The 12,636-nt window shown below is 39.2% G+C and carries 12 protein-coding genes; 4 read left to right on the forward strand and 8 right to left on the reverse strand.

Annotated features, from left to right (window positions below; all coding sequences use genetic code 11):
* Positions 1 to 27: 27 nt before the first annotated feature.
* Positions 28 to 534, forward strand: a complete 507-nt coding sequence (gene hfq, locus G9371_RS02645) for an RNA chaperone Hfq (protein ID WP_000033651.1) — start codon at positions 28 to 30, stop codon at positions 532 to 534.
* A 131-nt stretch (positions 535 to 665) separates the two neighbouring features.
* Complete coding sequence (locus tag G9371_RS02650) at positions 666 to 1,523, forward strand: DMT family transporter (RefSeq protein WP_000242913.1); 858 nt, start codon at positions 666 to 668, stop codon at positions 1,521 to 1,523.
* A 38-nt stretch (positions 1,524 to 1,561) separates the two neighbouring features.
* Here the strand turns inward: G9371_RS02650 and nfsB are convergent, their stop codons facing one another.
* Positions 1,562 to 2,215, reverse strand: coding sequence for an oxygen-insensitive NAD(P)H nitroreductase (gene nfsB / locus G9371_RS02655; RefSeq protein WP_000365037.1), 654 nt, complete (start codon positions 2,213 to 2,215; stop codon positions 1,562 to 1,564).
* 139 nt (positions 2,216 to 2,354) lie between these two features.
* Here nfsB and G9371_RS02660 point away from each other — a divergent pair, with 139 nt between their 5' ends.
* Positions 2,355 to 2,573 (forward strand): hypothetical protein, encoded by a 219-nt coding sequence (locus G9371_RS02660; RefSeq protein ID WP_029424698.1) that lies wholly within the window; start codon positions 2,355 to 2,357, stop codon positions 2,571 to 2,573.
* Positions 2,574 to 2,580: 7 nt separating this feature from the next.
* Here G9371_RS02660 and G9371_RS02665 read toward each other — a convergent pair whose 3' ends face one another.
* The gene (locus tag G9371_RS02665; RefSeq protein WP_029424699.1) at positions 2,581 to 3,300 is read right to left on the reverse strand and encodes a UDP-2,3-diacylglucosamine diphosphatase; all 720 of its coding nucleotides are present in this window, start codon (positions 3,298 to 3,300) and stop codon (positions 2,581 to 2,583) included.
* A gap of 15 nt (positions 3,301 to 3,315) precedes the next feature.
* Entirely contained in the window at positions 3,316 to 3,825 is a 510-nt protein-coding gene (locus tag G9371_RS02670; RefSeq protein ID WP_000009660.1) for a peptidylprolyl isomerase, read from the reverse strand.
* 168 nt (positions 3,826 to 3,993) lie between these two features.
* On the opposite strand from G9371_RS02670, the gene G9371_RS02675 reads away from it, so the two are divergent.
* Positions 3,994 to 5,721: a glutamine--tRNA ligase/YqeY domain fusion protein gene (locus G9371_RS02675; protein WP_000803942.1), complete on the forward strand. Its 1,728-nt coding sequence runs from the start codon at positions 3,994 to 3,996 to the stop codon at positions 5,719 to 5,721.
* 542 nt (positions 5,722 to 6,263) lie between these two features.
* Here G9371_RS02675 and G9371_RS02680 read toward each other — a convergent pair.
* The 5 genes from G9371_RS02680 to G9371_RS02700 form a co-directional block, all read right to left on the reverse strand.
* Positions 6,264 to 6,986 carry a glutamine amidotransferase gene (locus tag G9371_RS02680; RefSeq protein WP_001098474.1) on the reverse strand — a complete coding sequence of 241 codons (723 nt, stop codon included), beginning with the start codon at positions 6,984 to 6,986 and terminating at the stop codon, positions 6,264 to 6,266.
* 163 nt (positions 6,987 to 7,149) lie between these two features.
* Positions 7,150 to 7,965 (reverse strand): ethanolamine ammonia-lyase subunit EutC, encoded by an 816-nt coding sequence (gene eutC / locus G9371_RS02685; protein ID WP_029424700.1) that lies wholly within the window; start codon positions 7,963 to 7,965, stop codon positions 7,150 to 7,152.
* Positions 7,966 to 7,975: 10 nt separating this feature from the next.
* Positions 7,976 to 9,361 carry an ethanolamine ammonia-lyase subunit EutB gene (locus tag G9371_RS02690; protein ID WP_000122143.1) on the reverse strand — a complete coding sequence of 462 codons (1,386 nt, stop codon included), beginning with the start codon at positions 9,359 to 9,361 and terminating at the stop codon, positions 7,976 to 7,978.
* Positions 9,362 to 9,377: 16 nt separating this feature from the next.
* The gene (gene eat, locus G9371_RS02695) at positions 9,378 to 10,814 is read right to left on the reverse strand and encodes an ethanolamine permease (protein ID WP_001075435.1); all 1,437 of its coding nucleotides are present in this window, start codon (positions 10,812 to 10,814) and stop codon (positions 9,378 to 9,380) included.
* Positions 10,815 to 11,035: 221 nt separating this feature from the next.
* On the reverse strand, positions 11,036 to 12,547 hold the full coding sequence (locus tag G9371_RS02700; RefSeq protein WP_001269055.1) for an aldehyde dehydrogenase family protein: 1,512 nt from the start codon (positions 12,545 to 12,547) through the stop codon (positions 11,036 to 11,038).
* Positions 12,548 to 12,636 lie beyond the last annotated feature (89 nt).

Here is a 12,636-nt window from a genome sequence, read left to right on the forward strand (position 1 = left end):
TTTAAAAATTTTTTTTTGGAGTTAAAAATGTCTAAAGGTCAAACTTTACAAGATCCGTTCTTAAATTCTCTCCGTAAAGAACGCATCCCAGTTTCTATTTTCCTTGTTAACGGTATTAAATTACAAGGTCATATTGAATCTTTTGACCAATATGTTGTTTTATTAAAAAATACTGTAAGTCAAATGGTTTACAAACACGCAATTTCTACAGTTGTTCCAGCTCGTAACCCACGTCCAGCAGGTGCACAAGGTGCAGGTTTCCCAGCTCAGGGTGGTAGTCAAGGTGGCTTCGGTGGTCAAGGCGCTGGCTTTGGTGGTGCTCAAGGTGCTGGCTTCGGTGGTCAAGGCGGCTTCGGTGGTCAAGGTGGCTTCGGTGGTCAAGGCGGCTTCGGTGGTCAAGGTGGCTTCGGTGGTCAAGGTGGCTTCGGTGGTCAAGGCGGCTTCGGTGGTCAAGGCGGCTTCGGCGGACATCAAGGCGGTTTTGATAACGATTCTAAATTTGAAGATGGTCAAGATGACGAAAACAATCGTTAATTGATTAGCTTGAAAAAAACCAGTCAGTGATGACTGGTTTTTTTATGGCTTTAAAAATATAAAAAAGCATATTAAAGCTACCTGCGGTCCATCTCTGTTTCTTAAAATTTAAATTAATAGGTTCTTTGCAAATGGTATTAATATTTGCTGCAGCATTGTGCAGTGTTCTGGTTTCTGTACTACTTAAAAATTTAAAGAAAAAGGGATATCAACCCATGCAAATGATTGCATGGAATTACGCAAGTGCCAGCTTGCTATGTTATCTGTGGTTTAAGCCAGATATTCAGCATATTTCTATACAACATACACCTTGGTGGCTAATAGTGGCTTTAGGCGTCATTCTACCGAGTATTTTTTTGTGCCTTGCTAAATCTTTAGAGTACGCAGGTATTGTCAAAACCGAAATTGCTCAGCGGCTGTCCGTGGTACTTTCTTTATTAGCGGCTTATTTCTTTTTCCAAGAGCAGTTTAATTCTCTTAAATTATTAGGGATAGGTTTGGGAATTTTTGCTGTTCTCTTAATTTTATTGGGTCATTTCAACGAGTCTTCCAGATCTCAATCAAAAAAAGCAATTTTTGCTTTGATGAGTGTCTGGTTTGGATATGCCGCTGTAGATATCTTGTTAAAATATACGAGTAGCTTAGGCCTACAGTTTACTTTGACTTTAAATCTAATTTTTATAACGGCCTTTGTTTTATCGATTATTTATTTAATATTTCAAAAAAATTCAGCATGGCATTTTAAAAATACTTTTGCTGGGCTAATGCTAGGTGTACTAAATTTTTCAAACATTGCCCTATACGTTAAAGCGCATATTTTACTCAAAGATTCTCCGGCCATTGTCTTTGCGAGTATGAATATTTTGGTCGTGTTACTTGGAATAGTTTGTGGCGTAGTTTTATATAAAGAAAAATTAAAATTACCAACCATCGTAGGAATTATTTTAGGAATAAGCGGACTGGTGAGTTTAGCCTTAGCTATGAAATAGGAGTTCAAAAGACTGTTCTTTTGAACTCCACTGAATTCTTATAAATGTGTAAAAATAACTTCATCCGGCAGACGAGATTTTGGCAATTGCGCATTGAAGTCATTTTCGCTTCTATAACCCAGTGAAACAATTACAGAGCTACGCAGGCCTTTTTCTTTTAAGCCAAATTCTTCATTTAAAACATTTTCGTCAAAGCCACCCATTGGGGTTGCATCTATGCCTTCAAGACCAGCTGCAAACAGTAGTTGTCCTAAAGCGATAAAAGTTTGATTTTCCATCCAGCCAAATAAGTTCTTTTGCTCATTACGGTAAAACTCAACATAGCCATGACGAGTATCCTTTTGACCGAGTTTGGCTTTCTCATCTTTAAAACGACCACTTAAATCATCTTGTTCAAGTAACTGGTTTAAATATTCGGGTGAAATATCTGTTCTTGTACAAAATACAAGGGTGTGTGATGACTCAAGAACTTTGGGTGCATTGTAGGCATATCGTCCTGTTAAGGCTTTGGCAATGCGTTCTTTAGCAGTAGGATTGTCTGCAACCAAGAAATGCCAAGGTTGAATATTCACTGAAGAAGGGGTAAAGCGTAAAATTTCTAATAACTTATTGAATTTTTCTTGAGGAATTTTTTTCTCGGGATCGTACGCTTTGGTAGTGTAGCGACTTTTAACCGTATTTAATAAATCCATACTTTACTCCATATCAATCTTATTACAATGGAAGGGTTCTAATCTTTGGCATCATACGCGATTTTAGAGAAAAACATCTGCATTTTAATGTGATAAAGAAATATAATACTTATATAAATTTTTTACTAATTTATTGAAAATGTTTGAATTAATATCAATTAATCGAAAAAGTAAGCTGCGAGAAATTAGAATTATTAAAGCCTTTCTAATTTTTGCATTTGTATTATGTCTTTTAATTTTATATATCGAATATCAAAAATATGGACATATAAGCTGGAAATTTGTATTCCTTACCTGTCTATGTATGATCTGGGATTTTGATTTAAATAAACAAGCTAAGTGTTTGAAAAATAAATGAATATTAATTAATAATACCAATCGGTTAGTTTGATTTGCTGCAAATGTGAAGAGGGATCAATTTCTAAAATTTGTGCATGATCTTCACGCCAATCGCCAAGAACAATCCGCTGTTTATGTTGTAATTGATGAATTGCTGGACGGTGAGTGTGTCCATGAATAAGTATATCTACATCTGTGAGGGCAGAGACAACAGCTTGTTCATTTACATCCATAATTTCATAACTTTTTTGCTGTTTGTCTGAATGACTTCTTTTGCGAAAACCATTGACCAGTTTTGTACGGAAACTCAAGGGGGTGCGGCGTAAAAAAGCAACTAGGAAGGGATTTCGGATAATTTTTTTAAATCTTTGATAGGAAATATCATCAGTACATAACGCATCGCCATGTTCCAAACGGTATTGGTGACCTGCAATGTTGAGATAATAAATATCAGGAAGTAATACACCATTAAACTTATCAAGGAAAACCTGATTTAAAGCAAAGTCTCGGTTACCCACTTGGAAATAAACGCGATTCCCTTTTTGGTTAAATACTTTTAAACCCTCGACAATTTCGTCGAGCCAAGGCGCTGAATAGTCATCACCAATCCAAGCATTAAACCAATCACCTAAAATATAAAGCTGTGTTTGTTTATTTTGATAATGTACCAACAAATCTAAAAACCCTCGAACGAGTCGAGGGTGTTCAGGTGACAAGTGTAAATCTGAAATAAACAGATAAGTCACAGCTTTATCCTAAAATTATTCAGAAATAATTTTAGCAGATTCAATAACAACGTTTTCTAAAGGAACGTCAGCGTGATAACCACGGTTACCTGTACGTACGCCTTTGATTGCTTCTACAACGTCCATACCTTCAACAACTTTACCGAATACAGCATAACCCCAACCTTGTGCAGTTTTTGAAGTATGGTTCAAGAAAGAGTTATTTTTTACGTTGATGAAGAATTGTGCAGAAGCAGAGTGTGGAGCTTGAGTACGTGCCATTGCAATGGTACCTACATCGTTGCTTAAACCATTGTCAGCTTCATTTTCAATCGCATCACGAGTTGCTTTTTCTTTGAAGTTTTCGTCAAAGCCACCACCTTGGATCATGAAACCGTCGATAACGCGGTGGAAAATCACGCCATCATAGAAACCGTCACGTACGTATTCTAGAAAATTAGCAGCCGTTTTCGGTGCTTTTTCAGTGTTAAGCTCAAGAACAATACGACCTTTGTTGGTGTTTAATTCGACTTGAGGAAAACTCATTACATTAATCTCCTAAACATGGGCAAATTGACCATGGGTTTTTGGTTGAGAGAAGCATAAGCAAACTGTAAACTACAAGGCAAGTAAAAAACGTTAAAATCTTTGTGAAAAATGAAGATAGCGTTTATTTTTTCGAAATTTTATCTACAAAGAAGTGATTGATACACTATGAAGCCTAATGATGTTGTCTCGAACCTGCCAAACAACCCGACACCGAATACTCATGCCTCTGTCGATTCTGCGCAGCAAGAACAACAGGCTGGATTAGATTTTGTTCGCCAAGTCATTACCGATGATTTAGCTGCCGGACGTGCCAAACAAATCGTAACGCGTTTCCCGCCAGAACCAAATGGTTATTTACATATTGGTCACGTAAAAGCAATTTGCCTCAACTTTGGCGTTGCTGAAGAGTTTAATGGTCTTTGTAATTTACGTTTTGACGATACCAACCCGGATGCGGAAGAACAAGAGTATGTTGATGGTATCGCCAATGATGTGAAATGGCTTGGATTTAGCTGGAATGGCGAACCACGTTATGCTTCCGGTTATTTTGATCAGCTTTATGCTTGGGCAATTCAGTTGATTGAACAAGGTGATGCATATGTTGATTTGCAGTCTCCAGAAGAAATCAAATTAAATCGTGGTAGCTTTGTTGAGCCAGGTAAAAATTCGCCATATCGTGATGCTTCTGTTGAAGAAAACCTTGCTCGTTTTGAAAAAATGCGCAATGGTGAACTTAAAGAAGGTGAAGCTGTTTTACGTGCCAAAATTGATATGGCAAGCCCGAATGTACATATGCGTGACCCAATTTTGTATCGTGTTTTACATTCAGAGCATCACCAAACAGGCGATAAGTGGAAAATCTACCCAATGTATGACTATGCTCATCCATTGTCTGATGCGATCGAAGGAATCACACATTCACTTTGTACATTAGAGTTCCAAGACCACCGTCCGTTTTATGACTGGATTGTTGAAAAAGTTAAGTCTAAAGCTGTGCCGCATCAGTACGAATCTTCTCGTTTAAACGTAGATTACACCATTACGTCTAAACGTAAATTACGTAAATTGGTTGAAGGCGGTTATGTGAATGGATGGGATGATCCTCGTATGCCAACGGTTGTCGGTATGCGTCGCCGTGGTTTCACACCAGAAGGCCTACGTGATTTCTGTAAACGTGTAGGTGTGTCTAAAACTGACGGTATTGTGGATGTCGCAATGCTTGAGTTCTGTATTCGTCAATCTTTAGAGAATACGGCAGCGCGCGGTATGGCAGTGTTAAATCCATTAAAAGTAACACTTACGAACTTACCGGAAGATTTAGACCTTACCCATGCTCGTCATCCTAATGTCGATATGGGTGAGCGCGTGATTCCATTGACTAAAGAAATCTATATTGACCGTAAAGATTTCGAAGAAGTACCGCCAAAAGGCTTTAAACGTTTAATTCCTGATGGTGAAGTTCGTTTACGCCATGCATATGTGATTAAGTGTAATGAAGTCATTAAAGATGCAAACGGTGAAGTCATTGAGCTGAAGTGTTCAATCGATCCGGATACTTTAGGTAAAAATCCTGAAGGCCGCAAAGTAAAAGGCGTAATTCACTGGGTATCTGCAACTAAAGGTATTCCTGCTGAAGTACGTATTTATGATCGATTGTTTACAGAAGCTGACCCTGAAACTGGTGATGATTTCTTAGCAAACTTAAATCCAGATTCTTTGAAAGTGGTTCAAGCTGTGATCGAACCTGCTTTAGCTCAAGCGAAGCCAGAAGATCGCTTCCAGTTTGAACGCGAAGGTTATTTCGTTGCTGATCAATACGATCATACTCCTGAGAAGCCTGTGTTTAACCGTGTTCTTGACTTAAAAGACAGCTTCAAACCTGAGAAAAAGTAAGAGATTGCTTATCTCTTACTTTTTCGCAAGACGAACAACATGTTGTGAGTAGATAGTTGAGATTGCTTATCTCTTACTTTTTCGCAAGACGAGCAACGTGTTGTGAGTAGATAGTTGAGATTGCTTATCTCTTACTTTTTCGCAAGATGAATACCATGTGGTGAGTAAACAGCAGATATAAAAAAGCCCAACTGTAAAGTTGGGCTTTTTATTCAGGTGTCTTCTCATATTTTCTTTTTCTTTATGATTAACGTCCTTGGCAAAGTAGCTTAGGCCGGGTTAATCACATAAAAATAAAGAACTAAGATGATGAGGAGAACGCATGAAAGCAATAAATAAGTATTGACCGTATTAAAGCTTTTAATAAATTTCCAGATATCCATAGTAATTCAGCGTATATTTTATGTTACAAATTAATAATACACTGAAAATTTTAAGAAATGTTTCCAAAGATAGAATATAAACTTTCCTTTGCTTGAAAAATAAACAATTAATACCAAATGGTAAACTCTAACCTTTGTAGATATTAGAAAATTTCTAATTTAACCACTATATCCGATTCGTTTTAGAAACTTTTGAATAACTTCAAATGCAGCATGTTCAAGTGCTTGAGCATATTGTAAGTTTTCTTCTCGTAGTTTCGGAATTGAAATTTTGGCATTACGAAGTTCACATGTATGGCCAATTAACCATTTCTCAAAATTTTCTTCTGTTGTTTCAATATGAAACTGCAAGGCAAGAATATTATTTCCAACTTCAAATGCCTGATTAGTATAAATCTCTGAACTAGCTAATAACACTGCGTTTTCAGGCAAGTCAAAAGTGTCGCCATGCCAGTGTAAAACATGCACATTATTAAGCAAAGGTGATAATACCTGATTAGGACGTAAACTTAAGCTTAAGGTTCCCCAGCCAATTTCTTTTTGATGGCCTGCATATACTTTGGCCCCAAGTGCATGAGCAATAAGCTGTGCGCCTAGGCAAATACCAAGTGTAGGTTTATCTGCTGCCAAGCGTTGTTTAAGTAAAGCGATTTCATCTTTTAAAAACGGATAATCTTCGGTTTCATAAACTCCGATTGGGCCGCCTAAAATAATAGTTAAACCGTCATGTGTAAAAGCAGGGGTTAAATCATCCACACCTGCTTCAAAATAGCGGACACGAAACCCAAGTTGATAAAAAACATCTTCTAATGAACCTAGGTCTTCGAAAGCAAGATGCTGAATGGCATAAATAGTTTTAGGGAAGGCGTTTGTTGTGTTCATACAAATGATTTAGAGAAGATCAATAGGTGGAGTATAGCGATAAATATAAAGAAGAAAATATCCATACAAATCGTCAATACCTGAAAATTGCTATTTTTCGTTAAGATAATCTTGTTACGCATAAATATTTTGTAGGGAAGAAATATCTACGCGTAACTGCTATTTAAAATAAAAGCTTTGCGTTTTCATTATGGTCGATATTTGAAAGTTGATGTTCATCTTTTAAATTCACTCCTGAAAAGCCAAGCTGTTTCGATTTTCTCATTAATGCCATTAAACGTTGTACAGCAACCGGAATACTTAAACCTGCTGAGCGAACATTTGAAATACAGTTGCGTTTGGAATCGAGACAGCCTGAATATGCATTCCATGTGTAGTAAATTCCCATACTGTCAGGAGAGCTTAAACCAGGGCGCTCACCGATTAGCATCACAAGCATGGTTGCTTTAAAGATTTCTGCGACTTCATCACCTAATGCAACCCGACTGCCTGTCGCAATTGCAATTGGTGCAAGGCTCCAGTTTTCTTGCTGAATTTGTTCATTCAGCATTGTAATGAATGAGATAGCATTCGCTTCAATCGCTCTTGCGGAGAGACCGTCACCGACCACAATACAAACATCATACTGTTGCGTGTTTTCTGCATACTTCTTAATTAAGGCTTCTTTTGATGGGTTTGAAAGCTGACGACCTAAATCTGGACGTTTAAGATAAATTTCCTTATTAAGAGCATTACTTTGGACATGAATACTTTGCAGTTGCCGTTGTGCTAATTGCTCAGACAAATAAGAAACATCCATCTCTTGATAAACTGCATCTTTTGCTTGCGCATGCGACAACTGGAACTCAAGTAAGGCACGTGTCGGGATGCTACAACCCGCACGGCCCAGAGCAATACGGGCATCAGTAAATTGTTTAAGTTTTTCCCACTGATCTTGATGGGTAGAAGATGGATATTGAATATCACGGTTCAGTTTCATGGCGTTCTCCCTAGTTCATGAGCAGACGAGAGAATTGGTCGGGCATATGGTCTGCCCAACAGATTTGAGAGTTTTGTTGTTTAAAAATACCTTGCTGTTCAAGCCAAGCTGAAAACTCAGGAGCGGGTTTTAAACCGAGGAGTTGTCTTAAATAGAGGGCATCATGGAATGATGTTGTTTGATAGTTGAGCATGACATCGTCTGAACCCGGAATCCCCATAATAAAGTTAATGCCTGCGGCGCCAAATAGAGTAAGAAGTACATCCATATCATTTTGGTCGGCATCGGCATGGTTGGTATAACAAATGTCGCAGCCCATTGGCACGCCAAGTAACTTACCGCAGAAGTGATCTTCCAGTCCTGCACGTATAATTTGTTTACCGTTAAAGAGATATTCGGGGCCAATAAAACCAACGACTGTATTCACTAAAAGCGGATTGTATTTACGGGCCACCGCATAGGCACGAGTTTCTAATGTTTGTTGGTCAACGCCGTGATGAGCATTGCTTGATAGGGCACTGCCTTGACCTGTTTCAAAGTACATGACGTTTTGTCCAATGGTTCCGCGCTTGAGTGAGAGGGTGGCTTCATATCCTTCTTGTAGTAAATCAAGTGAAATTCCAAAACCTTCATTGGCCAGTTGGGTGCCGGCAATTGATTGGAACATTAAATCAATCGGTACATTTTTTTCAGCCAGTTGAATGCCTGAGCTGATATGCGTAAGTACACAAGATTGCGTTGGAATTTGATATTCCTGAATGACATGATCAAGCAATTTCAGTAGCTCTGACAAATTATGCAGGTTATCCGTGGCAGGGTTAATGCCAATTACGGCATCACCATTGCCATACATCAAACCATCTAAAATACTGGCTGAAATACCGAGCACATCATCGGTAGGGTGGTTGGGTTGTAAACGGGTAGAAAGATGTCCTTTTAAACCAATTGTGTTGCGAAATTGGGTGACCACTTCACATTTGCTGGCGACATAAATCAAATCTTGATTGCGCATAATTTTGCTGACAGCAGCCACCATTTCTGGAGTTAAACCTGATGCTAAAGCTTTTAAGCTTTCTGCAGTGGCATCTTCTCCAAGTAACCAATTTCGAAAATCGCCTACTGTAAAGTGTGAAATAGGGGCAAAGGCTGCCAGATCATGTTCATCAATAATCAGTCGTGTAATTTCATCAGTTTCGTAATCGACTAAAACTTCATTTAAAAAGGTTTTTAATGGCACATCAGCCAAAGTCATTTGTGCCGCAACATGTTCGGTTGCATCTCTGGCAGCTACACCTGCTAACTCATCGCCTGAACGTAACGGTGTAGCTTTGGCCATTAACGTTTTTAGGTCAGCAAAGTGATACTGTTGATTGGCGACAATATTGCGATAACTCATAGTTACATCCTTTTATTTATAGTTCTTGTTCTGCGGCTTTAATATTTGCAAACTCTTCTTCTGGTGTTCCTTTCACTAAATGATAGCGGCTGTAGAACAAAAAGTAAGCAATAAATACGACATAGATACCGGCAGCAATAAACCACACTTTCGGATTAACAACAAAACCTGCGACCACAGCAGCGACCGCTAAAACTAGTGCAATGCTTGAAGTGATGATTCCTCCTGGAGTTTTATAAGGACGAGGCATATCGGGTTTAGATAAGCGCAGTTTGATGTGGGATAAAAGAATCAGCACATAAGAAATAGTTGCACCAAAAACCGCGATTAAAATGAGTGAATCGCCTTCTTTTGTGAGTGAAAGTAAGAACCCGATAATGCCCGGAATAATAATTGCAAGATAAGGAGCTTTATTTTTATTGGTTAAAGAGAGTGACGTCGGTAAGTAACCAGCTCGTGACAATGCAAAGATTTGACGCGAATAGGCATAGATAATTGAGAAGAAACTTGCGATTAAACCAGCTAAACCCACAAAGTTTACGAATGTCGCAAGCCAAGTGTTGGTGCCATAAACTTTAACCAAAGCATCTACCAGAGGGGCGCCTGAGTTTTGTAAAGTACTTGCACCTGCTGCGCCTGCACCCAAGAACAAAATAAGCATGGCAAATGCTGTTAAGATGAGCATTGCACCGATTAAACCGCGTGGCAGAGATTTGGCTGGATCTTTTGCTTCTTCTGCTGCTAACGGAACACCTTCTACTGCAAGAAAAAACCAGATAGCAAAAGGAACCGCGGCCCAGATGCCCAAGTAGCCATGAGGTAAAAAAAGACTTGCGCCAACACCTGTACTAACTGGAATATCAAATAAATTTTGTGCATTAAAGTGTGGAATCATTGCCCCAATAAACACGACAAGGGCAACAGCGGCGACAAGTGTAATCGCAAACATGATTTTTAAAGCTTCGCCAGCACCTTTGAGATGTATACCCATAAAAATGGCGTAACAGGCGAGGTAAATCATCCAGCCATTAATACCAAATAGAGATTCGCAATAACCACCAATAAATACGGCAATAGCAGCAGGCGCAATTGCGTATTCAATTAAAATCGCTGTGCCTGTTAAATAACCACCAAAAGGCCCAAAGGCAGCACGGGCAAAACTATAACCGCCACCTGCTGTCGGCATCATGGTGGACATTTCTGACATAGAAAGACATAGGCACAGGTACATCAAGGCAGCAAGAGCAGTGGCAATAAACATACCACCCCAACCACCTTGAGCAATACCAAAGTTCCAGCCAGCAAAATCACCTGATATCACATACGCTACGCCTAAACCAATCAGGAGTAACCAACCCACGGTACCTTGTTTAAGTTGGCGCTGAGCAAAATATTCTGCTGATGAGACTTCTGCACTTGAAGAAATAACGGAAGCTGTTTCTGGTTGATTCATACAATACTCCTGCGAGTTGGTTTGTATGAATGAATGCAAAAGCAATGCCTAAATGACGTGCTTTAAATATTAGATGACGCTTTTTTATTCCGGATAGTAAAAATTTGAGAGCTGACTGTACTAAATAAAAAAGCCAGCAATCTAAATTACCGGCTTCTTATATAATTAATGAGCTTGTTTCCTTCTAGCGTTGATAGCTTGGTATCAACTTGGTGCGAAACTTAGAAGAAGCCCATTGGTTTGGTTGAATAACTCACCAACAAGTTTTTGGTTTGTTGATAGTGATCCAGCATCATCTTATGGTTTTCACGACCAATACCAGACTTCTTGTAACCACCAAATGCAGCATGCGCAGGATAGATGTTATAGCAGTTTGTCCAGACACGACCCGCCTCAATAGCACGACCAGCGCGGTAAGAAATATGGGCTGAACGTGACCATACACCTGCACCTAAACCATACATAGTGTCGTTGGCAATTTTGATTGCATCGTCAAAGTCTTTAAATGTTGTCACAGCCAGTACAGGACCAAAAATTTCTTCTTGGAAAACTTGCATGCTGTTGTGGCCTTTAAAAATAGTCGGATCAACATAGAAACCATCACCTACTTCTTTACGGCCACTACCACCAAGTAAGAGTTCTGCACCTTCTTCTCGGCCCGTATTAATACAACGTAAGATTTTCTCTTGTTGTTGCAAAGATGCTTGAGCACCAATCATGGTTTCAGTATCGAGAGGATGACCAGTTTTAATACGTTTTACACGTTCGACGGCCAACTCTAAGAATTGATCAGCAATACTTTCTTGTACTAAAGCACGAGAAGGGCAAGTACATACTTCACCTTGGTTTAAGGCAAACATGGCAAAACCTTCCAGCGTTTTTTCTAAGAAGTCATCTTCTTTATCCATGATGTCTTCAAAGAAAAGGTTCGGTGACTTGCCGCCAAGCTCTAGCGTGACTGGAATAATATTTTCGGTCGCATATTGCATCACCATTTGCCCAGTTTGAGTTGAACCTGTGAACGCAATTTTTGCAATACGTGGGCTTGTCGCTAACGGACGGCCAACTTCTGCACCGAAACCATTCACAATATTAAGTACGCCCGGCGGTAAGATATCTTGGATGAGTTCGGCAACCAACAAAATACCTACCGGAGTTTGCTCAGCTGGCTTAATCACCACACAGTTACCAGCCGCCAAAGCGGGAGCGAGCTTCCATGCAGCCATTAAAATCGGGAAGTTCCATGGAATGATTTGACCAACCACACCTAGTGGTTCATGGAAATGGTAGGCAATGGTATCTTCATCAATTTCAGAGATGCCGCCTTCTTGAGCACGAATACATCCTGCGAAATAACGGAAATGGTCGATTGCAAGTGGAAGGTCAGCTGCTAAAGTTTCACGAACTGCTTTACCGTTGTCCCAAGTTTCTGCAACCGCAAGCATTTCAAGATTTGCTTCTAAACGATCAGCAATTTTTAAAAGTATATTAGAACGTGTAGTCGGTGAAGATTTATTCCATGAAGCTTTCGCTTTGTGTGCTGCATCTAAAGCAAGTTCAATATCTTCAGCACTAGAGCGTGGAATGCGTGTGAAAGCTTTTCCATCCACTGGTGACACATTATCAAAATATTCACCCTTTAGAGGTGCAACCCATTCACCGCCAATAAAATTTTCATATTGTGATTTAAATTGAACTTTTGAGCCTGGTTGATTTGGATCGATATAGCGCATATAAATATTCCTTTGCTTTTTTAGGACTAAAGACTAACAAGAACCCTGTCAGTAAGTACTTTCGTACTTTGTATAATTAGGATATAAAG

The sequence above is a fragment of the Acinetobacter sp. EKM10A genome (genome assembly GCF_011075215.1).
GTDB lineage: Bacteria > Pseudomonadota > Gammaproteobacteria > Pseudomonadales > Moraxellaceae > Acinetobacter > Acinetobacter baumannii.

Excerpts from the sequence above, each read along its gene's own strand:
- hfq (WP_000033651.1), top strand. The coding sequence starts at position 28 with ATGTCTAAAGGTCAAACTTTACAAGATCCGTTCTTAAATTCTCTCCGT.
- G9371_RS02650 (WP_000242913.1), top strand. The coding sequence starts at position 666 with ATGGTATTAATATTTGCTGCAGCATTGTGCAGTGTTCTGGTTTCTGTA.
- nfsB (WP_000365037.1), bottom strand. The coding sequence starts at position 2,215 with ATGGATTTATTAAATACGGTTAAAAGTCGCTACACTACCAAAGCGTAC.
- G9371_RS02660 (WP_029424698.1), top strand. The coding sequence starts at position 2,355 with ATGTTTGAATTAATATCAATTAATCGAAAAAGTAAGCTGCGAGAAATT.
- G9371_RS02670 (WP_000009660.1), bottom strand. The coding sequence starts at position 3,825 with ATGAGTTTTCCTCAAGTCGAATTAAACACCAACAAAGGTCGTATTGTT.
- G9371_RS02675 (WP_000803942.1), top strand. The coding sequence starts at position 3,994 with ATGAAGCCTAATGATGTTGTCTCGAACCTGCCAAACAACCCGACACCG.
- G9371_RS02680 (WP_001098474.1), bottom strand. The coding sequence starts at position 6,986 with ATGAACACAACAAACGCCTTCCCTAAAACTATTTATGCCATTCAGCAT.
- eutC (WP_029424700.1), bottom strand. The coding sequence starts at position 7,965 with ATGAAACTGAACCGTGATATTCAATATCCATCTTCTACCCATCAAGAT.
- G9371_RS02690 (WP_000122143.1), bottom strand. The coding sequence starts at position 9,361 with ATGAGTTATCGCAATATTGTCGCCAATCAACAGTATCACTTTGCTGAC.
- eat (WP_001075435.1), bottom strand. The coding sequence starts at position 10,814 with ATGAATCAACCAGAAACAGCTTCCGTTATTTCTTCAAGTGCAGAAGTC.
- G9371_RS02700 (WP_001269055.1), bottom strand. The coding sequence starts at position 12,547 with ATGCGCTATATCGATCCAAATCAACCAGGCTCAAAAGTTCAATTTAAA.